The 25290-nt window shown below is 70.4% G+C and carries 16 protein-coding genes and 1 pseudogene; 7 read left to right on the forward strand and 10 right to left on the reverse strand.

Translation table 11 applies throughout. The features are described 5' to 3' along the window. Positions 1–167: 167 nt before the first annotated feature. Positions 168–2429, forward strand: a complete 2262-nt coding sequence (locus tag QQM67_RS02790) for an APC family permease (protein WP_314172229.1) — start codon at positions 168–170, stop codon at positions 2427–2429. A gap of 40 nt (positions 2430–2469) precedes the next feature. Here the strand turns inward: QQM67_RS02790 and QQM67_RS02795 are convergent, their stop codons facing one another. The 4 genes from QQM67_RS02795 to QQM67_RS02810 form a co-directional block, all read right to left on the reverse strand. Next, complete coding sequence (locus QQM67_RS02795; RefSeq protein ID WP_314171895.1) at positions 2470–4854, reverse strand: GH92 family glycosyl hydrolase; 2385 nt, start codon at positions 4852–4854, stop codon at positions 2470–2472. Positions 4855–5079: 225 nt separating this feature from the next. Continuing rightward, complete coding sequence (locus tag QQM67_RS02800; protein WP_314171896.1) at positions 5080–6252, reverse strand: hypothetical protein; 1173 nt, start codon at positions 6250–6252, stop codon at positions 5080–5082. A 186-nt stretch (positions 6253–6438) separates the two neighbouring features. After that, on the reverse strand, positions 6439–7206 hold the full coding sequence (locus QQM67_RS02805; RefSeq protein WP_314171897.1) for a nucleotidyltransferase family protein: 768 nt from the start codon (positions 7204–7206) through the stop codon (positions 6439–6441). Positions 7207–7285: 79 nt separating this feature from the next. After that, positions 7286–7771: a GtrA family protein gene (locus QQM67_RS02810; protein ID WP_314171898.1), complete on the reverse strand. Its 486-nt coding sequence runs from the start codon at positions 7769–7771 to the stop codon at positions 7286–7288. 724 nt (positions 7772–8495) lie between these two features. On the opposite strand from QQM67_RS02810, the pseudogene QQM67_RS02815 reads away from it, so the two are divergent. From QQM67_RS02815 to QQM67_RS02835, 5 genes and pseudogenes are all read left to right on the forward strand, one after another. Then, positions 8496–8783, forward strand: a pseudogene (locus tag QQM67_RS02815) (LuxR C-terminal-related transcriptional regulator); the annotation flags it as partial. A gap of 333 nt (positions 8784–9116) precedes the next feature. Next, positions 9117–9869: a GntR family transcriptional regulator gene (locus tag QQM67_RS02820; protein ID WP_314171899.1), complete on the forward strand. Its 753-nt coding sequence runs from the start codon at positions 9117–9119 to the stop codon at positions 9867–9869. Positions 9870–9963: 94 nt separating this feature from the next. After that, complete coding sequence (locus QQM67_RS02825) at positions 9964–10188, forward strand: SPOR domain-containing protein (protein WP_314171900.1); 225 nt, start codon at positions 9964–9966, stop codon at positions 10186–10188. A 90-nt stretch (positions 10189–10278) separates the two neighbouring features. Further along, a complete protein-coding gene (locus QQM67_RS02830) occupies positions 10279–12729 on the forward strand; it encodes a SpoIIE family protein phosphatase (protein WP_314171901.1) in 2451 nt (816 codons plus the stop codon). Between the two features lie 374 nt (positions 12730–13103). Beyond that, positions 13104–14897 (forward strand): SpoIIE family protein phosphatase, encoded by a 1794-nt coding sequence (locus tag QQM67_RS02835; protein WP_314171902.1) that lies wholly within the window; start codon positions 13104–13106, stop codon positions 14895–14897. A 77-nt stretch (positions 14898–14974) separates the two neighbouring features. On the opposite strand, the gene QQM67_RS02840 is transcribed toward QQM67_RS02835, so the two are convergent. The 6 genes from QQM67_RS02840 to QQM67_RS02865 form a co-directional block, all read right to left on the reverse strand. Then, a complete protein-coding gene (locus QQM67_RS02840; RefSeq protein WP_314171903.1) occupies positions 14975–16774 on the reverse strand; it encodes a serine hydrolase in 1800 nt (599 codons plus the stop codon). A 258-nt stretch (positions 16775–17032) separates the two neighbouring features. Further along, positions 17033–17935, reverse strand: a complete 903-nt coding sequence (locus QQM67_RS02845) for a succinate dehydrogenase/fumarate reductase iron-sulfur subunit (protein WP_314171904.1) — start codon at positions 17933–17935, stop codon at positions 17033–17035. Then, complete coding sequence (locus tag QQM67_RS02850) at positions 17932–19917, reverse strand: fumarate reductase/succinate dehydrogenase flavoprotein subunit (protein WP_314171905.1); 1986 nt, start codon at positions 19915–19917, stop codon at positions 17932–17934. The genes QQM67_RS02845 and QQM67_RS02850 overlap by 4 nt, the downstream gene beginning before the upstream one ends. Before the next feature lie 30 nt (positions 19918–19947). Then, positions 19948–20814 carry a hypothetical protein gene (locus QQM67_RS02855; RefSeq protein WP_314171906.1) on the reverse strand — a complete coding sequence of 289 codons (867 nt, stop codon included), beginning with the start codon at positions 20812–20814 and terminating at the stop codon, positions 19948–19950. Between the two features lie 113 nt (positions 20815–20927). Further along, entirely contained in the window at positions 20928–21233 is a 306-nt protein-coding gene (locus QQM67_RS02860; protein ID WP_314171907.1) for a hypothetical protein, read from the reverse strand. A gap of 316 nt (positions 21234–21549) precedes the next feature. Continuing rightward, the gene (locus QQM67_RS02865) at positions 21550–22551 is read right to left on the reverse strand and encodes a bifunctional helix-turn-helix transcriptional regulator/GNAT family N-acetyltransferase (protein WP_314171908.1); all 1002 of its coding nucleotides are present in this window, start codon (positions 22549–22551) and stop codon (positions 21550–21552) included. Positions 22552–22892: 341 nt separating this feature from the next. On the opposite strand from QQM67_RS02865, the gene QQM67_RS02870 reads away from it, so the two are divergent. Beyond that, a complete protein-coding gene (locus tag QQM67_RS02870) occupies positions 22893–25193 on the forward strand; it encodes an ABC transporter family substrate-binding protein (RefSeq protein ID WP_314171909.1) in 2301 nt (766 codons plus the stop codon). Positions 25194–25290 lie beyond the last annotated feature (97 nt).

A 25290-nucleotide genomic window follows, 5' to 3' on the forward strand; every position in this document is an offset into this window, starting at 1 on the left:
CCGGGTCCGGCTGATCCAAACGAACCCTCGCCGCGGGCCGTCCTCGACCGGCGCTCTCAACACCCCGCGCCGGAGGGCCGGAAAGCTGATGAAGTCATAAATGCCATGACAATGCACCCATGAAGGATCAGGCCTCCGGTGTGAGTGCAAGGCAGTCGTACGGGCAGATGCCGGCGCCGAACCCGGCCGCGATCATGCCGGCTCTGACGTCGCAGCAGATCCGGACGCTGCGGCAGGTCGGCCGCCAGTGGGGCATCGTGGCGGGTGACGCGCGGGGCTGGCGTGAGGCGCTTCCGGCGGATCCCGGGCTCACCGGTTTTCCCAGCCCGCGTGACGTGACCCCCGGCCGCTTCGGACGGTTCGTGGTCGTTCCCGGGGCCGGGCCCGGGGGCGGAACGGACAGGGTCGAGGCCGTGCCGGCGTCCGGTGCCCGCTCGCTGCTCGCCCGCGCCTCCCGTCGGGCCCGGCTCGTCGTGCTCGGTGCGCCCCTGCGGAGCACGGCGCTCGTACGGGAGCGGATGCGGAAGCTCGTGGCCTTGCCGGTGCTCTCCGCCGACGCGCTCTCCTCCATCGCGTACGGCCCCGAGGCGATGCTCGCGGTGCTCGTCCTCGCCGGAACCGCGGGCCTCGACTACTCGCTGCCCATCGCCGCCGTGATCGTGCTGCTGATGTTCTCGCTGGGGATCTCGTACCGGCAGACCGTACGCGCGTATCCGCACGGCGGCGGGTCCTACATCGTCGCCAGCGACAACCTCGGCCGGCTTCCCGGGCTCGTCGCCGCCGCGGGTCTGATGACCGATTACATCCTCACCGTCGCCGTCTCCGTCGCGTCGTGCATGGCGGCCGTCACCTCGGCCATGCCGGGTCTCCTGCCGTACACCGTGCCCCTCGGTCTGGGCGCCATCGCGCTTCTGCTGGCGGGGAATCTCCGCGGCGTCCGGCAGGCGGGCATGCTGTTCGCCGCACCGACCTACCTCTTCCTCGCCGCGGTGTTCGCCGTGGTGGTCACGGGGTTCTTCCAGTCCGCCGAGCGCGGATTCCATCCGGTGCCTCCCCATCTCCCGCCGCCGGCCGAGGGCGTGGGCCTGCTCCTGGTGGCGCGGGCGTTCGCATCGGGCTCGACGGCGATGACGGGCATCGAGGCCGTCTCCAACGCGGTGCCCGCGTTCCAGCCCGTCGAGTGGCGGAACGCGCGTACGACGCTCACGTGGATGGTGGGCTTCCTCATCACCTTGTTCGCCGGCGTGATGGTCCTCGTCCATCTGACGGGAGTCGTGCCGGTCGCGGACGAGACGGTCCTCTCGCAACTGGCGGGCCGCAGCTTCGGCGGCGGTCCCCTGTACGCCGTCACGCAGCTGGCGACGGCGGCCATCCTGCTGCTCGCCGCGAACACGGCGTTCAACGACTTTCCGCGAGTGCTGTTCTTCCTCGCCAGGGATCACCACGCGCCCCGCGCGTTTCTGCGGATGGGGGACCGGCTCGCGTTCACCAACGGGATCCTCGTCCTGGCCGTGACGGCGGCGCTCATCTTCACGCTCTTCGGCGGGAACCTCACGTCGCTGATCCCGCTGTACGCCGTCGGCGTCTTCCTCGCCTTCACGCTCTCCCAGTCGGGAATGGTCGTGCACTGGAACCGTCTGCGGACGGCGAATTGGCGCAGGAGCCTCGCCTTCAACGCCACGGGCTGCGTGCTGTCGGCGACGGTGCTCGTCACCGCCGTCATCTCCAAGTTCGCCGCCGGAGCCTGGCTGGCCATCGTGATCGTCGGGCTGCTGATCACGCTGATGATGCGAGTACGGCACCACTACGACCACGTCGCCCATGCCCTGGCTCTCCATCCCCACCGCGTCGAGGTGCCTCAGTCGCTCGCTCCGCCGAGGTCGCGTACGCGGGCCCCGTCACCCCGCAAGCGAGGCGAAGCGGTCACGGGTGAGGAGCCGGAGGCCGGGACCGAGGAGGAAGAGGTGGAAGAGGAGGGTGAGGATGAGGACGACGAGGAGGTCGAGGAGGTGGAGGAGGCGCCCGAAGAGATCCGCCACCTCGCCGTCATCCCCGTCGGAGACCTGGACCGCGCGGCCATGCGGACCCTGGCCTACGTCGCCTCGCTCCAACAGCCCGCTCTCGCCGTGCACATCAGCCCCACGGAGGAGGAAGCGGAGCGGTTCCAGGAGTACTGGCAGGTGTGGGGCGACCATCTGCCGCTGGAAGTCGTCGTCTCGCCCTACCGGGCCATCGTCGCCCCGCTGGTCAGCTACATCGAGAGCCTGCACTACCAGTGCTCGGACGTCACCGTGACCGTGATCATCCCGGAGATCGCCGTGCGCCACCGGCGCCACCGGCTCCTGCACTCGCATCTGGCCGCACGGCTGCGCCGCGCGCTCCGCCCGCTTCCGAAGATGGTCATCACGACCGTCCCCTTCCACGTCTAGGGCCGCGGGAGTACGCGGCGGGCCCCCGGCACCGCGGCGCCTACCGCTCGCGCTCCGGCTCCCCGGCCGAGGACCGCGAGTTCAGCGGCGGCGGCGCGGCGTGCTCCGAAGTGCCCCACGACGAGGGGGAGTCGCCGACCTCGAAGGACAGCTTCCCCACGTGCCGCAGCGCGTCGGTGGTCAGATACGTACGTTCCAGGGCGTGGCCGTCGGTGCAGGCCGACTGGATGTACCGGTCGGTCTTCGAGGTCCCCGGTGCCTCCACCGTGAGCCGGCCCTTCGGGTAGTAGCGCCGGTCGAGCGTGATGTCGACGCGGTCGAAGACCGGTGTGGACAGGCCCCAGGTGTCGGTGCCGGGCTGGACCGGGAAGATCCCGATCGACGAGAGCACGTTCCACGCGGACATGGTGCCCAGGTCGTCGTTCCCGGTCATGCCGGTCGGGGTGTCGGTGAAGAGGGTCAGCGCCGCGTGCACCACATCCGTCGTCTTCCACGGCTGACGGGTCGAGAGATACGTGTAGGGCGCGATGAGGTCGGGCTCGTTCTGCGGGTTGTACTTGTCCGCGTTGTAGTAGTCGTACGGGCCGTTGACCCACACCTCGCGGGCGGTCTTCTCCGGGTCCTTGAGCAACTCGTCGTAGGCGAAGAAGGAGTCGAGACGCTTGTTGGCCGCGCTCTCGCCTCCGATCAGCCCGACCAGGCCTGGCAGGTCCTGCGGCACCAGCCACTGGTACTGCCACGAGGTGCCCTCGTGGAAGCCCTCGCTCTTGGCGGGGTCGGACGGGCCCGTGAAGTCGCCGGCGGCGTCACGTGCCCGGAAGAAGCCGGTGGAGCCGTCGAAGATCTTCCGGTAGTTCCGGGCCCGCTCGGCGTAGCGCTTCGCGTCGGCCTCGTGGCCGAGTTCGGAGGCCATCTCGCCGAGCATCGCGTCCGAGAGCGCGTACTCCAGCGTGGCAGAGGCGCCGTGCTCGTAGTCCGAGTCGCCGGGCTTGGTGTGCGGGCGGCCCTTGATGTACGGGGCGAATCCGCGGTCGATGTACTCCTTGTTGGCCTCCCTGCCGAGCGCAGGTGAATCGGCCGGCGGCACCCCGTCGGCGTTCTTCTTCAGCGCCCGGTATGTGCGCTCCTCGTACCCCTTGAGCAGCCCCTGCTGGTACGCGTTGGTCAGGAACGGCGTGATCGGGTCGCCGGTCATGATGTTCGTCTCGACGGTGCCGTACCCCCATTTCGGCAGCCAGCCGCCGTCCTCGTCGACGTGCAGGGCGGAGACCGCCATGTCGCGCGCCTCGCGCGGCGCCAGCAGCGAGAGCAGCTGGTTCTGGGTGCGGTAGGTGTCCCACAGCGAGTAGTTCTGGTAGTAGGTGAAGTCCTTTGCGCGGTGGACTCGTTGGTCCCAGCCGGTGTAGCGGCCGTCGACGTCGCTGCCGATGTTGGGCGCGAGGAACGAACGGTACAGGGACGAGTAGAAGGTGCGCCGCAGGGTGTCGCTGCCGCCCCGGGTCCGTACGTCGTCGAGCCGGTCCTCCCAGGCGGCCCGCGCGGCGCCGGTGACCTGGTCGAACGAACGGCCGCCCTCGGCACGCAGGTTGCGCTCCGCGCCCTTCGCGTCGACGTACGACAGGGCGGTGGTGGCCTCGACGGTGCGGTCATCGCCGGTGGTGTCGAAGCGCACGAAGGCGCCGTTGCGGCCGCCCTTCGCCGACGACTGCTTCGAGCCTTCGCTGACCTCGTCGCCCTTCCAGGTGCCGGAGGTGGTGAAGGGCCGGTCGAAGCGGGTGACGGTGTAGACGGTGTACGGCCGGGTGTCCTGGCAGAAGCCGCGGCCGGTGATGGCCGTACGCACCGTCCTGTCGTCGAGGACCTCCACCTTCGTGGAGACCGTCTTGTGCAGCGACTGGCCCGCGTTGAGCAGGACATTGGCCTTCTTCGTGGCGGGGAAGGTGTAGCGCTGCACGCCGGTGCGCTGCGTCGCGCTCAGCTCGGCGCCGATGCCGCCGTCGAGTCCGGCCCGGTAGTAGCCGGGGCTCGCCTTCTCGTCCTCGTGGCTGAAGTGGGCCGCGTACTTGGCGTTGTCCGTCTCGGTGACGTCGCCGGTGGTCGGCAGCACCGGCAGATCTCCGCCCAACCCGCAGCCGACACCGGAGAGATGGACGGACGAGAAGCCCCGGATGTGGTCCTGCGAGTAGTCGTAGCCGGTGTTGTGCCCCGTGTCGGGGGAGAGCTGCACCATTCCGAACGGAACGGCCGCTCCGGGATAGGTGTTGCCCTCGTTCTCGGTGCCTATGAAGGGGTTGACCAGGTCGGTGAGAGGGCCGTCCTGCGGTGTGGGCGTCTGCGGGCTCGCGGCCGTGAGCACGCCCGCGAGCACGGCCGTCGCCGTCAGCGCGCCGGCGGTACGCAGGCGCAGGCGCCTCGTCCATCGCATGGTGGGACCTCCGCTGTGTGAGGCGCGGCGCGGTGGGACTGCCGGCGGCCAGAGGTGGCGGGCGACGCGCACAGTTTTCCGGACAACGTTGTCAGCAACGTCGCATTCTTCGGACGATTCACGTCGCCGTCAAGGGGGCCCGGAATCCGTGCCGCTGAGGCGGGTTCGCCGGCCCGAGCGCCTGAGGGGCGGCGGTCGGTCCCGGATGCCCGCAACGGAACGCGCTCACGGCGCGGTGGGCGACACCATGACGAGGTGGACGCCGTACACCACGGACAACACGGCACACGCGCCGACGAGCGAGCCGGAGATCCGCATCCGGGCCCCGCCCGCCGCGATCGCCACGGGGAGGAGAAGGGGGAAGGCGGGCATCAGCAGGCGCGGCTTGGCGGAGAAGTAGTGCGAACCCCCGAGAGCGACCACCATGATCGCGATCGTGTACACCACCAGCGGCAGGGGCAGTCGCGCTCGCAGTACGAGCAGAAGTCCGACGAGCGCGGCCGCCACGACGACCGCCGCCACGAGGTAGGAGAGCCTGGTCGGGCCGCGAAGGAGCTGTTCTCGCGCGAAGCCGACGGTGAACCGGCCGAAGTCGAAACGCGATCCCCATCCGCGTTGGACCGTGAAATAACCCAGGGGCGTGCCGGTCCGTACTCCGACCCAGGCTATGTATCCGAGGTATCCGAGAGGTGCCATGGCGGGTGCCGTCCATGTCCGCCAGTCCCCGCGGGATTCCGGATCCCGCCGGAGTGCGACCGCCGCCGCGCAGACGACCGCGAGTGCGACCGCGAAACCGTTGGGACGAGTGAGTCCCGCGAGCACCGCCAGAGACCCCGACCAGAGCCACCGGCGCGTGAGCGCGGCATACAGCGACCAGGCGGCCAGCGCCGTCAGCAGGGATTCGGAGTACGCCATCGTCTGGACGACGGCGTTCGGCAGCGCGCCCCAGAGGGCCGCGAGCCAGATCCCGGTGGAGCGGCTGTGCACGACGGTGCCGACGGAGTAGAGGCCCCACGCGGCGGCGAGCGCGGCCAGGCATGCCGCGATGATTCCGGCTTCCATCGGGGCCACCGGCAGGACCGTCGTCACGCCCCGTTCCAGCCCGGGAAAGAGCGGGAAGAACGCGAGGTCGTTGTACGTGAAGCCGCTGCCGTCCTTGACGACAGTCCCGTATCCCACGGTGGCGATCCGCGCATACCACGCCGAATCCCAGGAGCCCCCCAGGAGAATGGCCGGCTCCTTGCCCATCACCCAGGCGGAGACCACGACAGCCAGAAGTCCGGTGAGCCGGATCGCGGAGTAGACGCCGAGCGCCGGCGCCGCGTTCGCGATCGCGAGGCTCAACTGCCTGTACCGCGCGGCGTTCCGCTTCTCGCTCTCGGCTGAGTCTGTGGCCATGGACCCTCCAGCTCGGCGGGCGCAGGGCAGCCCTTCTCACACGTCAGGCAGGTTCCTGTCAGGGTGCGCGCGTGCTGCCGGACCGGCGAGACGGGGCCGTCCGGTGGGAGTACGGGCCGGGACGAGCCGTCCGCCGGGCGTCCGCGGGGCGCGGGGCGGTGGATCTGGTTCGCAGCGGGAGCCCCTTCAGGGGCGTGAGGCTCCTTCAGGGCAGGAGCGTCCCACCCTGAATTCCGGCGGGAGAATCCCCCCGGATTCCTGGATCTCCCTGGAGGCGTCGATGACGTCCTTCACGGTGTCGATTCCGCGCCAGTAGCCGGACAGCCGGTAGCCCACGAGCCGTCCCTCGCCGGCCAGCCTCGGAAAGGTCGTCTCCTCGTGGTCCCCTGTGTCCGGCAGCAGTCCGATCACGTCGGGGTTGAACACGTAGACGCCCGCATTGATCCAGTACGGCAGCTCCGGAGACTGCGTGAATCCCCGGATGCGGTCCTCCTCGTCCAGGTCGGCGAGCCCCCAGTTGGAGCGGTACGGAGACAGCGCGACGGTGACGGATCCGCGTTGCCGTCCGTGGTGTTCCGCGAGTTCGGCGAGGGAGAAGGTCGTGATCACGTCGCCGTTCAGCACGAAGAACGGGGCGCGGACGTCGTGCAGATGCCGGGCCGCGAACTTCATGCCCCCGCCCCGGCCCAGCGGCTCGTCCTCGATCGCGTACCGGATGGCCAGGCCGAAGCCGGAACCGTCTCCCGCATAGTCCGCGATCATCTCGTGCCGGTAGCCTCCGCTGATCGTCACGGACCGCACGCCGTGCTGGGCCAGCCATGCGAGCTGGTAGCCCACGATGGGGACCTCGGCCACGGGGACCATGGCCTTGGGCGCCTCGTCCGTGTACGGCCGCATGCGGGTCGCCCGGCCGCCGGCCAAGATCAGCGCCTGCGTGACCTGGGATGCGGACATTCGCTGTGTCCTCCGTCGTCTCGGCGCCCGAGGCGGTTCCCGCCGGGCGCGGACTTCCGTCGCCGCTCCTCTGCCTCCGCTACTCCTCCTCCGAGGGCCGAGGCTGACCGACGGGGCCGCCCCCGGCCTTCGCCTTGAAGACCCAGGTGCGGTACGAGCAGAAGCGGAAGCAGGTGGCAGTGCCGATGCCCAGCGCCTTGAAGAGGTTGCTCTGCAACGCGGTGTTCCATCCGAACCAGCTCGTCGCGGAGTAGAGGACTCCGTTCTCGATCACCAGCCCGGCCACGCTGAACAGGACGAAGAGCGCGAATTCCCGGGTGTGCTCACTGCTGCGCCGGTCCCGGTAGGCGAAATAACGGAATCCGAGGTAATTGGCGACGATGGCGACGCTGGTCCCGATGAAACTGCACTTCACCGTGGCCATCGACGTGACCGCGCGGCACAGGTTGAAAACCGCGAAGTTCACCGCTATTCCCAAACCGCCCACGGCAGCGAACTTCGCGATCTCGTTCGCCAGCGCACGAAGGGGAGTACGTCTGCTGGGCAGCGTTTTCTCTCTGGACATGTACGGTCCCCTGGGGCCTGACCGGCAAGATCACCGAGTGCTGCGTTCCGTCCGGCGCAAGGGAGCCGAGCGAGCTCCGAGTGGCATCGGCCGGCGGACGTGAGCTCGTCGTACGTCAGGAAACGGGTCGGCCGAGCTCGCCGGTCGATCAGGCTCTCATGTCGAATGCGCCGCCCCGAGGGCTTTCGCGTGCATCTCCGGAAATGAGAAAGGCCCACCTCCTCAGCGAATTCACCTGCCTCACTCATGCAAGCACGGTTCCTCCGGAGTCGCTTGGGGAGCCGATGGGCAAGCCGCCGGACGGGTGACTTCTGCTGCCGGAGGGGGCCCAGTCACGAATGGGGGCGCCGTGCCGTCGGGGGAACTCCGGTGGGAAGAGGCGTCCCGCGAAGCCCGCCAGTACCGATCCCGTGGCGATGAGCAAGCACTGGCCCATGGCGATGCCGGCCACCAGGATCGCAGTGGCCGCGATCAGCACCAGCCATCCGAGCAGACGCCGGCGCGCGTCGGTGAGTGCGGCCCGGGACGCGCGGGACGCCCGGTCGCGCCGTCGGACGTGGGGGATTCACGGTTCCGCCCGTCGTCGTCGCCCTCCACCGCTCCGCCCTCCTCGTCAGACCGGCGTGAAGTAGCGCAGCCACACGTAGAGGGCCGAAACGAGGATCGTCACGGCGGTGAGACGAGGCCGTAGCGCGAGAACTGCCAGAAGGAGATGTGGTGTCCGCGCGACGAGCCGTTGCCTCTACCCCGGCGCCGTCACCGCGCTCATCCGCGACTACCCGGCCCGGGCGAGAGACGGCGAGAGGCTGCCCGCCCGTGCCATCGCCGACCGGGAGGAGGAGATCCTCAACTCGTCGCCGAGGGCCACACGTCGAAGGAGACCGGCGAGATCCTCTTCATCAGCGCCAAGACCGTCGAGAGGCACCCGGCGAACCTCCTGCAGAAGCTCTGTCTCAAGGACCGGCTGGAGCTGACCCGGTACGCGAGCCGGGCCGGCCTCATCGAACCCTGACCCGGAATTGATTTCGTGTCGGAAAAGCAATTACCGCTCTCCGATTCCCGATCGGCTTCGGCTTCCCGGCTCCCGCCCTCCGGCCTCCCGGAGACGTCCTGCGCCATGCGGCCGAGAGGGGCTTCGAAGCCCTTGTGTGTGAACGATTCCGGAGCCGTGTGGAGGCTCTGAGCAGCTACTCATCACATCGGGTGAAACTCTGGGCGTCAGTTGCAACGCGCAACGGTGAGTTGCGAAGCTGTTGCCCATTGTCAACTTCACTACCTGTCGCGACCCCTTTTCACAGAGGGCGCCGTCGGCGGTACTGGCCTTTCGAGAACGGGGAGGGCACTCGTGCCATTCGGTGAACAGCCCGCCTATCTTCGCGTCGCCGGCGATCTCCGCCAGAAGATCATCGGTGGCGATCTGCCGCCGCACACCCGGCTGCCCTCCCAGGCCCGCATCCGCGCGGAGTACGGCGTCTCGGACACCGTCGCCCTGGAGGCCCGCAAGGTGCTGATGGCCGAGGGTCTTGTCGAGGGCCGGTCCGGCTCCGGCACGTATGTGCGCGAGCATCCCGTTCCGCGCAGCGTCTTCCGCAGCGGCTTCCGGTCCCTCGGTGATTCCACGCCGTTCCGGCAGGAGCAGTCCGATGAGGACGTGAAGGGCACCTGGGAGTCGCGCAGCGAGCAGGAGGACGCGAGTCCGCTCACCGCCGAGCGGTTGCGCATCGAGCCCGGTGAGCGCGTGATGCGGACCAGGTATGTCTTCCGCGTGGACGGCGAGCCCGTCATGCTCTCCACGTCCTGGGAGCCGCTGTCGCTGACGGGCCGCACGCCCGTGGTCCTGCCCGAGGACGGGCCGCTGGGCGGCAAGGGCGTGGTGGAGCGGATGGCCGCCATCGACGTCGTCGTGGACAACGTCGCGGAGGAGGTCGGCGCCCGCCCCGGGCTGGCCGAGGAGATGATCGATCTCGGCGGCGTTCCGGGGCATTCCGTGCTGGTCGTGACCCGTACGTTCTTCGCTGGCGGGCGCCCCGTGGAGACAGCGGACGTGATCGTCCCCGCGGACCGCTTCCGCGTCTCGTACCACATGCCCGTGAGGTGACCCGGGCTCCCGCGTGCGAACGTGTGGCCGAAATCGATGCCTCGTTGTGCCAAGCCGAATGCGCTGAGTGAACGCCGGGCGTAAGCTCCGGCATATGCGAAGCGTGAGCGGCGACGGCGACTCTGTGCTGCCCTGGCATGTCATACGGGAAGACGGCCACGGCAACCGCTACCGCGTCGGCAGCTACGCCACCCGTACGGAAGCACAGCAGGTAGCGGACCGGCTCGGAAGCGGCGCAGGCCCCGCGGAGGGCGGCGGCGATCGCGACGGCAGCTATCTGGTCGAGCCACTGGGATGCGCGAGCGGCGAGTACGCCTGACTAGTCCCAAAATCGGAAGCAGGGACTCTTCGTCCTTGCCTGCCCGGAAGGACCGGGCGGGTCAGCTACCCGATCAGGGACGTGGGCGGTGTGAGCACAGGACCCTCCGAGGGAGCGGCCTCGATCCTCGACACCCTCCGAGTCGGCATCGTCATGCTCGACGGCAACGGAAAGATCCTGCTCTGGAACCCGATCACGGAGGAGATCCTCGGCTGGCGGGCCGACCAGGTCGTCGGCCGTCGCATCCAGGACTTTCTCGAGGACGGGTACGGCGAGGGCGAGCGCAAGCGCGACGAGGCCCTGCGGAACCACGGCCGATGGCGCGGCAGCATGCGCATCCTGCACAGCGCCGGTCACCACGTCCCCGTCGAGGGGCGCGTCTCGCTCCTCCGCGACAGACAGAACCGCCCCGTCATCCTCGCCAACATCGTCGAGACCAGCAGGATCCGCGCCGTCGAGCACGATCTGGCCGCCCTCGACGCGCTGTTCGCCTCCTCCCCGCTCGGCATCGCCCTCTTCGACAACGACAAGCGGTTCGTACGCGTCAACGAGGCGCTCGCCAGGCTCAACGAGCTCAGCGTCGAGGAACACGTCGGAAAGTCCGTCTTCGAGGTCCTGCCGTCATGGATGGCCGACGAGGTCTCCACCGTCCAGTCGACCGTGCTGGAGACCGGGGAGCCCGTCGTCGACGTCGTGATGCCCGCGCCGGACGGCCCCGGCTCGCGCTCCGTCTCGTACAGCAGGCTCACCAGCGACAAGGGCGAAGTGCTCGGCGTGAGTACCGTGATCATGGACATCACCGAGCGGCGCGAGGCACTGGAGAAGATCGAGGCCGCGCGTGAGCGGCTGGCCCTCCTCGACGACGTCGGCGTCGGGCTCGCGGACCGGTTCGACGTCACGGCGATCTCGCAGGCGCTCGCCTCCGCGCTCGTCCCGCGCCTCGCCGACTACGCGGGCGTGATGCTCATCGGCGCCGCGGCGCACGGCGGCGACCTCCCCGACATCGAACTCCTCACCGGAACCCCGCTGTTCCAGCTCGGCGTCGCGGCACGCGACGAGGGGCCGCTGGTGAACCGGATGCTCCGGGTCGGCCAGGACGTGCCCTTTCTCGCCGACTCCTTCTTCGGCCGTACGCTGGCCAGCGGCGTCCCGCACGTCGCCTCTTCGCCGCGCGAACTGCTCGCCGCCACCTATCCCGGCGACCCCAAGATGCAGGCCGCCCTCGATCTGAACGTCCACTCGATGATGGCCGTGCCGCTGCGCGCCCGCGGCGTCGTGCTCGGTCTGCTCGTCGTCAGCCGCGCCCAGGGCCGCGAGCAGTTCGGCAGGGACGACATAGCACTGGCCATGGAACTCGCGGACCGCGCAGGCGTCTCCCTCGACAACGCGCGCCTGTACGAGCGCGAACGCGCCGGTGCGCTGATGCTCCAGCGGAGCCTGCTGCCGCAGAAGGTGCCGGAGCCGCCCGGAGTCCACGTGGCCTACCGCTACGTCCCCGGCAGCAGCGGCACCGAGGTAGGCGGCGACTGGTTCGACGTGATCCCGCTCGCCGGAGGCCGGGTCGCCTTCGTCGTGGGCGACGTGATGGGGCACGGACTGCACGCAGCCGTGACGATGGCACGCCTGCGGACGGCCGTACGGACCCTGGCCGGACTCGACCTCCCGCCCGACGAAATGCTGCGCCGCATCAACGACTTGGCGGACGACTTCGTCCAGAGCTCCGACGACCCCCTCATCGCCACCTGCGTCTACGCCGTCTACGACCCGTCCACGCGCCGGTGCAGCCTCGCCAAGGCCGGGCACCCTCCCCCGCTGCTGCTCACCGAGACCCCCGACGGCAGCTGGGAGGCCGGCACCCTCGAACTGCCCTCGGGCGCACCGCTCGGCGTCGGCGGCGTCCCCTTCGAGTCCTACGATCTGGAGGTCGTCGAGGGCTCGGTGCTCATCCTCTACACCGACGGCCTCATCGAATCCCGCGGCGAGGACATCAGCCAGGGCATCGACCGCCTCTGCGAGATGCTCTCCGGCGGCCCCGCCCGGCGTGACCCGAACACCCCCGCCACCATCGAGGACGCCTGCGACAGCATCATCGACGACCTCGAAGGCAGGACGGAGTCCCAGCCCAACGACGACGTGGCCCTGCTGATGGCGAAGCTCGGCGGACTTCCCCAAGGCAGCGCCGCCTCCTGGACGTTCCCCTCCGAGAGCTACGCCGTACGCCGGGCGCGCGAGGTCGTGCGCCGCACTCTGCACGAGTGGGGTCTGGACGCCTTGGAGGACACCGCCGTGCTGCTGGTGAGTGAACTGGTCACCAACTCGCTGCGGTACGCGCACGGTCCCATCGGAGTCCGCATGGTGCGCGGCAGTTCGCTGCTGGTCGAGGTCTCCGACCCGCTGCCCGATCCGCCGCGCGAGCGCAGCGCGATGCCCGACGACGAAGGGGGCCGAGGCATCCGGCTCGTCGCCAGGGAGGCCCGCCGCTGGGGCACGCGGCACGGGCCGATGGGCAAGACCGTCTGGTTCGAAATCGCGCTTCCCTGAGGGGAGTTCGAGCGCGCGCGGGGCCGATTCGAGCGCGCGCGGGGCCGGCCGTCCACTGCCGCCCGCTGTCCGGAACCCGCCGCCGCGCCCCCGGTCCGGCACCGTTCCTCACCGGCTCGCCCCATCGCTTCCGTCTGCATCCGCCGTACGCCCTTGGCGAAGATGGTTCGAACAGGCCCAGCCTGGTTAGGAGAGAGGTGTCCCTGCCGCACAAGGTCAGGGGGGAGCGCACGGAGGTGTGAGGCCGCACGTCAGTTGTCACAAGCGACGGGAACGACGAATTTCGTGCGGCGATCGGGAAGAGCGTGTTCCGGGTGCCTTACGCCTGCCACACTGCTCAGAACCGGTGCCACTGGTCACGGGAAGGGGCGGCGTTGAGCGATATCCCTGTGGAGGCGGCAGGCAAGCCGGACGACGTTCGCCGCGCTCTCGCTCTTCTCAACGCGGCGGGGGCCCGTATCGGCAACTCGCTCGACCTTGAGACGACTGCCCGTGAGCTGCTGGACGTGGGCGTACCGCAGTTCTGCGACCTCGCGTCCGTCGACCTGTACATGGACGTCCTCGCCGGCGACGAGCCGCGCCCCGTCGGCCCCGGCGACGGCAGCGGCGAGCTGCGCCGCGTCGGCTTCGCGAGCTCCGTCTCCGAGGCGCCGCCGTCGCTCACCCGCGACGGGCAGACGAGCGCGACCGGTTCGAGCCCGGTCACCGTGGGCGCGACGCACTGCTATCCCTTCAGCACCCCGTGCGCGCAGGCCCTGCGCAGCGGTCGCGTCCAGCACATACCCGGGCAGGACGGCACGGTGCCGGTGCAGTTCGGCGCCGTCGTCCAGTCGACGCTGGCCGTTCCCATGGTCGCCCGCGACAGGGTGCTGGGGCTCGTGCAGTTCTCCCGCGTCAAGGGCAGCGAGCCGTTCGGGGAGCGGGACGCGGCCCTGGCCGCCGAGTTGGCCTCCCGCGCCGCGGTCTGCATAGACAACGCGCGCCTCTACCGCCGGGAGCACGAACGGGCGTTGATACTTCAGCGCAGTCTGCTGCCGCCCGGTGACCCCGAAGCCGCCGGCCTCGACATCGCCTGCCGCTATCTTCCCGGCAATCCGGCGACGGAGGTCGGCGGCGACTGGTTCGACGTCATCGAACTCCCCGGGCACCGCACCGCCGTCGTCGTCGGCGACGTGATGGGCCGCGGGCTGCGCGCCGCCGTCGCCATGGGTGAACTGCGCACCGCCGTACGGACGTTGGCGCTCACCACCGACATGGAGCCCGCCGAAGTGCTGGGCGCGCTCGACGAGATCGCCCGCGGCCTCGGCGACTCGCCGGGCTCGCAGCGCGGCAGCGACGACCTCGCGGAGGTCTACCTCGCGACGTGCATCTTCGCCGTCTACGACCCGGTCTCCCGCCGCTGCACGATAGCCAACGCCGGCCATCTGCCTCCTGTACTGGTCGAACCGGACGAGCCGGCGCTGCTGTTGGAGGTCCCCAAGGGCGTACCGCTCGGCGTGGGCGGCGAGCCCTTCGAAGAGATCGAGATGGAACTGAACGACGGGGCGATGATCGCCCTCTACACCGACGGACTCGTCGAGTCGCGCGAGCACCCCATCGACGAGGGCCTCGGCTCTCTGCGCGCGGCCCTCACGGACGCCACCGAGTCCCTGGAGAACGTCGCCGACCAGGTACTGACGACGCTCAACGTCCACCACGGCGAGGACGACATCGCGCTGCTCGTCGCCCGCGTGCAGGGCCTGCCGGACGGCGCCGTCGGCGACTGGACGCTCTCCGCCGAGCCACGCTCCGTCGCCCGCGCCCGCGAGCTGACCCGCGAGCAGCTCTCCACCTGGGAGCTGGACGCCCTCGCGGACACCGCCGAGCTGCTGGTGAGCGAGCTCGTGACGAACGCGCTGCGGCACGGCGAGGGCGAGATCCGACTGCGGCTGCTGCTGGACCGCACGCTGGTGTGCGAGGTGTGGGACTCGGGCCTGGTGCAGCCGCGCCGGCGCCGCGCCCATGTCACGGACGAGGGCGGCAGGGGCCTCCAACTCGTCGGCCTGCTCAGCGCCGGATGGGGCAGCAGGCGTACGCACCGCGGCAAGACGGTCTGGTTCGAACTGGCCCGCCCCGGCGAGAGCTCCAAGCCCGCCGACCCGACGGAGGCGCTGCTCAGCCTCTTCTGAGACACGGGCCCCGATGTGCGGCTCGGCTCTCACCCGTACTCACGCACTCGGCCGTCCTCAGTCGCGCTCGGCCGCACTCAGTCCTCGGAGAGCTTCCAACCGTTCGCGCGGATACGGGCGTTGTCGCGCGGCCGCAGGCTCATGAAGACGGGGCGCGCGCCGCGGAGCACCCTGATGTCGTCGAGGTAGATCCCGCGGCCCTGCTGCTCCTCGTCGGTGACGTACCGCCAGCGCACCGCCGTGACGCCGTCCGGCAGCGCACCCTCGGCGCGCAGCCAGCGGCGGGCGGAGAAACCGGCGAAGTCGCCGTCGCTGTCCCAGCGATGGCGGCACGCGCTGAACTTGAGCGGCACGGGACGCCAGGCGTCGTCCCCGCCGGGACGCGCCTGCGTGGTGGCCTCCACCGTGCACACGTCGGTGGACTGGGTGTCGTACCAGACCCGGAAGCGCAGCGAGGCATCCTCCGGCACGGCGTCCTTCAGCGGCACGCGCAGCGTGGACGTGGCGTCGTCGCGCTGCCCCGAGTACCAGGCGGCGCGGCCGACCGCCGGACGCACCGGCACCGCGCGCGCCAGGCGGCGTGCCGGGGCACGGCGGTAGACGCTCTCCGTGCCCCAATCGCGGGTCGGATGCACGCGGTTGGTCATGAGGACGAAGAGCGTGCCCGCGATCGGATCGGCCACGAGGCAGGGCCCGGTGTATCCGGTGTGCCCGGTGGTGACGGGCGAGGTGAGGGCGTCCATGTAGAAGCGCTGGTCGAGCTGCCAGCCCAGGCCGCGTGCCGCGTCCTCGCCGAGGTCCGGGTTCTCGTTGGTGATCATGGCCCGGACCCACTTCTCGCCAAGCACCCGGTGACCGCCGTACGTGCCGCCGTTCAGGACCATCTGCCCGAAGACGGCCATGTCGGCGGCGGTGGAGAAGACGCCCGCGTGGCCCGCGACCCCGCCCAGGTAGTACGCCTTCTCGTCGTGCACGGAGCCGCGCACCATGCCCCGGCCCGTCCACGGCATGTACTCGGTCGCGGCGATGCGGTCCAGCTTCGACGCCGGGGGCCTGTAGCCGGTGTCGGCCATGCCCAGCGGTTCGGTGATCAGCTCGGCGACGAGCTCGTCCAGGCCCTTGCCGGTGATCTCCTCCAGCAGGTGCCCGGCGGTGATGAGGTTGAGGTCCGAGTACGTGTAGTGCTCGCCCGGCGGATTCTCCAGCGGCTCCCGGTAGATCGCGGCCAGCCGCGCCTCGTTGTCCGGGTAGGGCTTGAGGTTCATGTCGGCCTTCATGCCTGAGGTGTGGTTCACCAACTGCCGTACGACGATGGGGGACTTGGCCGGATCGCTCTCGTCGAACGGCGGCAGGTAGCGGGCGACGGGGGCGTCGAGGTCGAGCTCTCCCTTCTCGGCCTGCGCGACCAGGACCACCGAGGTGAACAGCTTCGAGATCGACGCCATGTCGAAGATCGTGTCCTCGCGCATCGGCACCCACTGCTCGCGCGGCAGCTCGACCGCCGTGCCGGTGGCCGCGTCCCAGCGGGCGTAGCGCAGCGCGTGGCCGCGCGCCGCGTGCTCGACGACCACGCCGTCCCTGGCCGCCAGCACCACGAAGCCCGGGTGCGAGGGATGGGGGCGGCCGGGCCCGGGCCGCATGTACTCCTCCGCCGCGGGCACGATCCGCTCGACCTCGGCGCGCAGCAGCCCGGCGCGCTGCGGGCTGCCGCGGCGCAGGGTACGGGGGCGGAACCGCAGATCGTCGGGTGTCACGGTGGGCGGCCCGTCCAGGCTCGGCCGGTACGGCGTCGCGGCGAAGGCCGGGGCCGAGCTCGGGCCCACCCCGGAGGCGAGCGCGACGCTGCCCACGGTGCCCAGGAACTGCCGGCGTCTCATCGTGAATCCCCTGCGCTGGTGCGGTCGTGGCGGCGGTGCGGTGACGCGCGTCCGGGCGCGCGGCGTGCGGCGGCGCGTCCGGACTCTCAGCAGGGTATCCAGGTCACGGCCGCAGCGAGCGGTCGTACGGAGATGCCGATGGTCGGACCTCTGGCGGTCCGGAACCGGCTTCCACGCGGTGGGGGCGGGCCGAAACGGGCAGTGCGACGGGGGCGTGCACTCGCACGCCCCCGTGATGCACCTCTCACCGTGACGCCCTCAGGCGCCGCTCCTGCGGCGGATCTTGTTGCCGAGCCACACGAGCGGGTCGTACTTGCGGTCGGCGGCCCGCTCCTTGAGCGGGATCAGCGCGTTGTCGGTGATCTTGATGCCCTCGGGGCAGACCTCCGTGCAGCACTTGGTGATGTTGCAGTAGCCCAGCCCGTGGTCCTCCTGGGCACTGGACTTGCGGTCGAGGCCCGCCTCCTCGGCGGAGTCCAGCGGGTGCATGTCCAGCTCCGCCATCCGCATCAGGAAGCGCGGACCCGCGAAGGCCTCCTTGTTCTCCTCGTGGTCGCGCACCACGTGGCACACGTCCTGGCACAGGAAGCACTCGATGCACTTGCGGAACTCCTGCGAGCGCCCGACGTCCTCCTGCTGCATCCGGTACTCGCCCGGACCCAGGTCCGGCGGCGGCACGAAGGCCGGGATCTCGCGGGCCTTCTTGTAGTTGTACGAGACGTCCGTGACCAGGTCCCGTACGACGGGGAATGCCCGCAGCGGCGTGATCGTGATGGTCTCCGAACGCTCGAAGACCGACATCCGCGTCATGCACAGCAGCCGCGGCCGCCCGTTGATCTCCGCACTGCACGAGCCGCACTTGCCGGCCTTGCAGTTCCAGCGGACCGCCAGGTCCGGCGCCTGCGTGGCCTGGAGCCGGTGGACGATGTCGAGGACGACCTCGCCCTCGAAGACCTCGACCTTGAAGTCCTCCAGACCGCCGCCCTCGATGTCGCCGCGCCAGACGCGGAAGTCCGCGATGTAGCTCGTACCGGCCGCGTCCGGGGCGCCTCCGCTGACGGCGCCCGGCGTACCGGTGCCCTCGGCGGTGCCCCCCGCGTCGTCCGCGCCGGGGCGCGTGTGCGTACCCGTGCCCTCGCCCGCGTGCGTCTCGGCGCTCATTCGGCTGTCAGCTCCTCGTCCGTCAGGTACTTGATCAGCTCCTCCTTCTCGAAGAGCTCCAGCAGATCCGGCCGGATCTGCGGCATGTCGCGGCGCCGCAGATGGATGCGGCCGCGGTCCGCGCGCTCGGCGGCCTCGCCCGGCTCGGTGGACGCGTCGAGCGACACCGGCTCGTCGGCGAGCGTGCAGACGAGGTTCGAGCGCCGCCACTGGCGGTCCATCTCCGGGTAGTCGTCGCGCGTGTGGCCGCCGCGCGACTCGGTACGGGTCAGCGCGGCACGGGCCACGCACTCGCTGACCAGCAGCATGTTGCGCAGGTCGATCGCGAGGTGCCAGCCCGGGTTGAACTGCCGGTGCCCCTCGACGCCGGCGTACGTCGCCCGTACGCGCAGCTCCGCGAGCCGCTCCAGCGCCTGTGTCATCTCCTCGTCGCGGCGGATGATGCCGACGAGGTCGTTCATGGACTGCTGGAGGTGCTGGTGGAGCGTGTACGGGTTCTCGGCGGGCTCGCCGTCCGGCACCTCCGCGGCGCTGAACGGGCGCAGGGCCTCCGCCGCGGCACGGTCGATCTGCTCGTCGCTCACGGCGGGCCGCCCGTCGTCCTTGAGCGACGCCGCGTACTGCGCGGCGTGCAGGCCGGCGCGGCGGCCGAAGACGAGCAGGTCGGAGAGCGAGTTGCCGCCGAGCCGGTTGGAGCCGTGCATGCCGCCCGCGACCTCGCCCGCCGCGTACAGGCCGGTGACGCCGACGGCCGCCGCCGTGTCCGGGTCGACGTCGACGCCGCCCATCACGTAGTGGCAGGTCGGGCCGACCTCCATGGCCTCGCTGGTGATGTCGACGTCCGCCAGCTCCTTGAACTGGTGGTGCATGGACGGCAGCCGCCGCCTGATCACCTCGGGCGACATGCGTGTCGACACGTCGAGGAAGACGCCGCCGTGCGGTGAGCCACGGCCGGCCTTGACCTCGGAGTTGATGGCGCGGGCGACCTCGTCGCGCGGGAGCAGCTCGGGCGGGCGCCGGTTGTTCTCCGGGTCCTCGTACCAGCCGTCGGCCTCGTGTTCGGACTCCGCGTACTTCTCCTTGAAGACGTCCGGGATGTAGTCGAACATGAACCGCTTGCCCTCGGAGTTGCGCAGGACGCCGCCGTCGCCGCGCACCGACTCGGTGACGAGGATGCCCTTCACCGACGGCGGCCAGACCATCCCCGTGGGGTGGAACTGGACGAACTCCATGTTGATCAGCGAGGCGCCGGCCAGCAGCGCGAGCGCGTGCCCGTCGCCCGTGTACTCCCAGGAGTTCGACGTCACCTTGAAGGACTTGCCGATGCCTCCGGTGGCCAGGACCACGGCCGGCGCCTCGATGACGAAGAAGCGACCCGACTCGCGCTCGTAGCAGAAGACGCCGGAGACCCTCTCCTCGCCGGGCTCGCCGCCCTCGACGGGGGTCTTGAGGATCCTGGTGACCGTGCACTCCTGGAAGACCTTCAGCCGGGACTCGTAGTCCCCGGTCTCCTTGAAGTCCTCCTGCTGGAGCGAGACGGTCTTCTGCTGGAGCGTACGGATCAGCTCCAGGCCAGTACGGTCGCCGACGTGCGCGAGGCGCGGATACTCGTGCCCGCCGAAGTTCCGCTGGGAGATGCGGCCGTCGGCCGTGCGGTCGAAGAGCGCGCCCCACGTCTCCAGCTCCCAGACCCTGTCCGGCGCCTCCTTGGCGTGCAGCTCCGCCATCCGCCAGTGGTTGAGGAACTTGCCGCCGCGCATGGTGTCCCGGAAGTGCACCTCCCAGTTGTCACCCGGGTTGGCGTTGCCCATGCTGGCGGCGATGCCGCCCTCGGCCATGACGGTGTGTGCCTTGCCGAACAGGGACTTGCAGATCACTGCTGTACGCAGCCCCTGTTCGCGTGCCTCGATCGCTGCCCGCAGACCCGCACCGCCCGCGCCCACGATGACGACATCCCACTCCTGGCGTTCGACTTGCGTCATTTGTCGTGCATCCCTCTCGAAGAAGCGTGGTCAGAACAGCTGCGGATCGGTGAAGGCACCGATCGCCAGCAGGTACACGTAGAAGTCGGCGAGGCCCACGCTCAGAAGCGACGCCCAGGCCAACTCCATGTGACGGCTGTTGAGCTTTCCGACCAGACCCCACATGCGGTACCGCACCGGATGCTTCGAGAAGTGCTTGAGCCGCCCGCCGACGATGTGCCGGCAGGAGTGGCACGAGATGGTGTACGCCCAGATCAGCACGATGTTGATGAGGAAGACCACGGTGCCCAGGCCCATGTGGCCCCACTCGTAGTCGGAGTTGCGGAAGCCGAGCAGCGTGTCCCAGGTGAGGATCAGCGCGACTCCGACCGCCGCGTAGAAGAAGTACCGGTGGATGTTCTGAAGGATGAGCGGCAGCCGCGTCTCGCCGCTGTAGCTCTTGTGGGGCTCGGCGACCGCGCAGGCCGGGGGAGCGGCCCAGAAGCCGCGGTAGTAGGCCTTGCGGTAGTAGTAGCAGGTGAGCCGGAAGCCCAGCGGGAAGATCAGGATGATCAGCGCGGGGGACAGCGGCCACCATTCGCCGAACAGCGCCCAGTTGGGGCCGCTCTGCATCTTCTCGCAGCTCTCCGCGAGGCACGGCGAGTAGAAGGGCGAGACGTACGGCGCGTGGTAGTAGTCGGCGTTCGCGAAGGCCCGCCACGTCGAGTAGACGACGAAGACGAAGAGGCCGAACGCTGTGGACGCCGGCGCGAGCCACCAGCGGTCGGTGCGCAGATGCCGCTCGGGAATGGCCGCGCGTGTGCCCGTGCGGACGCCGCCCGTGCCGCCGGCGCCCGGCGGACTGCTCTTGCCTGCTGTGCTGCTCGTATTCGGTTGGGGTTGGGTGCCAGTGGCCAACGGTTTCTCCGGTAGGGGCGACTTGCTTGTCGGTTGGGCTGCCTTTGAGCCGTTGCCGGCCTCCGGCAGCTGTCCGCTGCCGCCGGCCGGGTTTCAGCTCGGGGGCGCGGGGCTCACGGCGCGTGCCGGTCCTTGGCGCCCACCCCCTCGTCGTCGACGTCCGACCACAGGCCGTGGTCGTAGGGCTTGTCGGGGATGGTGACCATCTCGGGGTGCGCCGAGCCCGGCGCCCCGGCGGCCGGCGAGGCGGCACGCAGCAGCGCCAGTGACTCCCGCAGATGCTGGGCGTCGCTGCGTACGCGCCTGACCTCCAGGCCGCTGCCGAGGGTGTGCTCCAGGCGGTCGACGGTCCGGGTGAGCTCGTCGAGGCAGCGCTGGGCCGCCGTCAGGTCGTCGTGCAGTGACGTGTGAGGAGACATGACGTGCCTACCTCCGCTGGTCGTGGCGGCTGGCTTGTGTACATGAGCGGCTTGCGTGCCCAGGTGAGATGGCGAGTGTCGCTCTTCACACTGCCCGTTGTGAAGGGCGCTGCACGGGTTTACACCGTGCGGGGCATGATCACCAAGCCCGGTCACCCGGACGTGTAACGGCTGCTGCGGCCCGCCCACAAAAAGAACGTCCAGCCGGACCAGGCCCGTGATCAGCCCCGGCCGCCGCACGCTGCGGGAGCCGTCGCCGCTCCGGAGATCCGGCGGAATCGGCGAAGGCCCGGCGGCGGCATGACGGGCGTCACACTCAGAGCTTCAGGCGCCAGTTCTGCCCGGTCAGGTCGTGGCCGAAGCTGCGGTGCGGTTCCTCGTCGACCAGCTCGAAGCCGGCCCGCTGGTAGATGCGCCGGGCCGCGGCGAGCACGTCGTTGGTCCACAGCACGATCTCCCGGTAGCCGGCGGCGCGGGCGAAGGCGAGGCACTCGGCCACGAGCCGGTCCCCGAGTCCGTGGCCCCGCGCGGACGGGTCGACGAGCAGCAGCCGCAGCCGTGCCGTGTCCGGGGCGCTGTCCGCCACGCACATCACGCAGCCCACCCGGCGCCCGTCGAGCTCGGCGATCCAGGCGGCCTCCCGCCGGGGGTCGTGTTCCGCGGCGAACTCGGCGACGATGCGCGCGACGAGCGCCTCGTACGTCGCGTCCCAGCCGAACTCCTCGGCGTAGACGGACGCGTTGCGCTCGACGATCCAGCCCAGGTCGCCGGGGCGCGGGGCCCGGACCCGTATCCGCGGGGAGTGACCGCCCCGTGCCGCGTGGCCGTCCTGCTCGCCGTTCTGGACGCCGTCCTCACCGCCGGGCTCCGTGCCGCCGTCCTGCGCGGCGCCGCCCTCCAGGATCCCGCGGGCGGTGCGCAGGCTGCGCGCCAGCAGTTCGCGCTCGGCCTCCGCCATGCCGTCGAGCAGCGACTCGACCGCGCTCTGCGAGCGCTCCTCCAGCAGCCGCGCCGCCTCCCGGCCCTCCTCGGTCAGCTCGACGTTGACGCGCCGCGCGTCCCGCCGCGAGGGCCCGCGGCTGACCAGCCCCCGCTCCTCGAAGCGCGCGAGCATGCGGCTCAGCTGCCCCGCGTCCACGGAGAGCGCCGCCCGCAGATCGGCGGCGTCCGTACGCGGCACGTGCACCAGCTCGTAGAGCACGCGCGCCTCGGTGAGCGTGTACGGGGTGTGCAGGTGGCGGCTGTAGTCGAGCGCGCCGATGAGGTTGGTGTAGAAGCGGTTGAACGACCGCATCTCCTGGACGGTACGAACGGCCATCGCACGTCCTCCCTTTCTTTGACTGAGTCAAAGGTATGCCCGAGGCGGCGCGGCTGTCTCTCCCCTTCTTCTCTTCGGTTCTTCGCGGCTCCTCGCGAGTCTTTCGTGGCTCTGCCCGGCCCTTTCCGCCCGCTTCCCGGCGCCTCCGGTCGCGTACGAACTGCTGTGCTCCGCACGGGTGGCGTGCCGGACGACCCGGCCGAGCCTCCGCGCCACGGCGAGGGGCCTCGCCTTCAGTGGGCGATAGATGTGATGAAACGCCTATGCCGCCGAACGTGCCCACGCAGGCACCGAGCCGCGTGTACGCACAGTCGGACCCCGTCAGCCCCGGAGGTTCAGACATGCCAGCCGCGCAAGCTCTCGACGCAGCCACCCGGCGTTCACTCGCACTCCTCCTGGCCGGCGTACTGATCCCGCTCGCCGGGTGCACGTCCGGCGACGGCAGTGGACCCAGCTCCGAAGGAGGCGGCAGCGGCGCCTCGCGCGACGTTCCGCACCTCGACCGGGAGCAGGTCGCCGCGGGCGGCACGCTGCACTGGGCCGTCGATGCCCTGCCCTCCACTCTCAACGCCTTCCAGCCCAACGCCGACGCGACCACCGAACGCATCACCGGCGCCACCTTGCCCTCGCTCTTCACCCTTGACGCGGCAGCACGCCCGCAGCTCAACCCGGACTACGTCGAGACCGCCGACGTCACCTCGCACGAGCCGCACCAGACAGTCGTCTACAAGCTCAATCCGAAGGCGAAGTGGAGCAGCGGACGCTCGATCGGCGTCGCCGACTTCAAGGCTCAGTGGAAGGCCCTCAACGGCAGCAAGAAGTCGTTCGGTGCCGCGCGCAACGCCGGTTACGACCGGATCGGCAAGGTGACCAAGGGAGACAAGCCGCATGAGGTGAAGGTCGTCTTCCGCAAGCCGTACGCCGACTGGAAGTCGCTCTTCACGCCGCTGTATCCGAGGACGGTCATGGAGCGGCCCGACGACTTCAAGCACGCCGCGCGCAAGTCGCTCTCGACGTCCGCCGGTCCGTTCCGGGTCGAGAAGATCCACCGCGGCGACACGTCGGTCACTCTCGTACGGAACAAGAAGTGGTGGGGCGACCAGGCGAGGCTGAAGCGGATCGCGCTCCGCGTCGTCCCCCGCGACCAGCGCGAGGAGGCGCTGCGGCAGGGGCAACTCGACCTGGCCGAGGTCGATGTGTCGACGGTGCGCAGCATCGTCCGGGCGCACAAGGGCGGAGAAGAAGACGCCAAGAGCCGGGGACGGGACGGCCACGCACCCAAGAAGTCCGCGGCGGAGCTCCGCAAGACGGCGCAGCGGGACGGGCAGCTGCGCCACGTCGCCGTACGGCACGCGTTCGAGCCCGCGTACACGCAGCTCGCGCTCAACGGCGCCGAAGGTCCGCTCGCCGACGAGCGGGTACGGCGTGCCGTCGCCCGTGCGATCGACCGCGAGGCCATCGCGAAGCACGCGCTGCGCGGCACGGGGCTGCCCGTCAAGGCGCTCGGCAGCCATCTGCGGATGATCGACCAGGACGGATACGCCGACAACAGCGACGCACTCGGCAAGCAGGACGTGGAATCGGCCCAGTCCCTGCTCGCGGAGGCCGGGTGGAAGGAGGGCGGCGCGCAATCGGGGTCGACGGCGGGCGCGGACGCGAAGAAGGGCGAGCACGCCAAGAAGGACAACGACAAGAACGAGAAGGACCAGAAGACAGACCAGAACACAGACCAGAAGAAGGACGAGAGGAACGACAAGGACCAGAGGAGCGAGAAGGGCGAGCGGAGCGACAGGGCCGGGAGCGAGGGCGACAAGAACGCCCAGCAGAGCAGCGCCCACGACCGCGCCGGCGCCGCTGCTCCGGCCGTCGCCCCCGTCAGCGCCGAGGAGGCGGCGCGGCTCGCCGGCCAGCCGCTCGTCCTCTCACCGGCCACCGCCGGGCAGCGCGCCTCGGTGATGACCCAGGCGGCCCGCGTACAGCTCAACACGGCGGAGGCGAGCGGCACGGGCAGCGGAGTGCGCCAGGCGCACGCCGCCATGGCGAACGCCACCCGGGCACGCGCCGACGCCGACGAGCTGCGGCGGCTCTCCGACGGCGGCGCGAAGGTGCAGCGGATGAAGGCGGGCAAGCCGCTCACGCTGCGCTTCGTCCTCCCCTCGGGGCCCGGCTCGGAGTCGATCAGGGACACCGGCAACCGCATCGCCAAGTCGCTGACCCGCATCGGTGTCCGTACGCGGATCAAGCAGGTCCCCGACGAGGACTACTTCGGCAAGCACATCGCCGCGGGCGACTACGACCTGGCCATCTACTCGTGGCCCGGCACCGCCTACCCGGCGACCGACGCCCGTCCGATCTTCGCCAAGCCGGCGGCCGCCGCGGACGGTTCGCTGTTCGTCGAGCAGAACTACACGCGCGTCGGCACCAACCAGATCGACCAGCTCTTCGACCAGGCCTCCAGGGAGCTGGACGACGGCGCCCGCAACGACCTCATCAAGCGTGCCGACGCCCGCATCTGGGCGGCGGCGGGCTCGGTGCCCCTCTACCAGCGGCCGCAGCTGGTGGCGGCCGGGGCCAAGGTCGCCAACGCCGGGGCCTTCGGGTTCCAGACGCCGCGCTACCAGGACATCGGCTTCGAGAAGTAGCCACCGGGCGCCGGCACCGGGCCCGGGCCCGGCCCCCGGCATCGGGCGGAAGACGCCCGCCGGGCGGCCGGGCCTTACCATGGTGGGCGGAGCCGCG

The organism is Streptomyces winkii, from assembly GCF_032248595.1.
Lineage (GTDB): Bacteria > Actinomycetota > Actinomycetes > Streptomycetales > Streptomycetaceae > Streptomyces > Streptomyces winkii.

What these genes read in the sequence shown, in the direction of transcription:
- QQM67_RS02860 (WP_314171907.1), bottom strand. Translation starts at nt 21,233, where the DNA reads ATGTCTCCTCACACGTCACTGCACGACGACCTGACGGCGGCCCAGCGC.
- QQM67_RS02850 (WP_314171905.1), bottom strand. Translation starts at nt 19,917, where the DNA reads ATGACGCAAGTCGAACGCCAGGAGTGGGATGTCGTCATCGTGGGCGCG.
- QQM67_RS02825 (WP_314171900.1), top strand. Translation starts at nt 9,964, where the DNA reads ATGCGAAGCGTGAGCGGCGACGGCGACTCTGTGCTGCCCTGGCATGTC.
- QQM67_RS02790 (WP_314172229.1), top strand. Translation starts at nt 168, where the DNA reads ATGCCGGCGCCGAACCCGGCCGCGATCATGCCGGCTCTGACGTCGCAG.
- QQM67_RS02845 (WP_314171904.1), bottom strand. Translation starts at nt 17,935, where the DNA reads ATGAGCGCCGAGACGCACGCGGGCGAGGGCACGGGTACGCACACGCGC.
- QQM67_RS02840 (WP_314171903.1), bottom strand. Translation starts at nt 16,774, where the DNA reads ATGAGACGCCGGCAGTTCCTGGGCACCGTGGGCAGCGTCGCGCTCGCC.
- QQM67_RS02800 (WP_314171896.1), bottom strand. Translation starts at nt 6,252, where the DNA reads ATGGCCACAGACTCAGCCGAGAGCGAGAAGCGGAACGCCGCGCGGTAC.
- QQM67_RS02865 (WP_314171908.1), bottom strand. Translation starts at nt 22,551, where the DNA reads ATGGCCGTTCGTACCGTCCAGGAGATGCGGTCGTTCAACCGCTTCTAC.
- QQM67_RS02810 (WP_314171898.1), bottom strand. Translation starts at nt 7,771, where the DNA reads ATGTCCAGAGAGAAAACGCTGCCCAGCAGACGTACTCCCCTTCGTGCG.
- QQM67_RS02805 (WP_314171897.1), bottom strand. Translation starts at nt 7,206, where the DNA reads ATGTCCGCATCCCAGGTCACGCAGGCGCTGATCTTGGCCGGCGGCCGG.
- QQM67_RS02795 (WP_314171895.1), bottom strand. Translation starts at nt 4,854, where the DNA reads ATGCGATGGACGAGGCGCCTGCGCCTGCGTACCGCCGGCGCGCTGACG.
- QQM67_RS02870 (WP_314171909.1), top strand. Translation starts at nt 22,893, where the DNA reads ATGCCAGCCGCGCAAGCTCTCGACGCAGCCACCCGGCGTTCACTCGCA.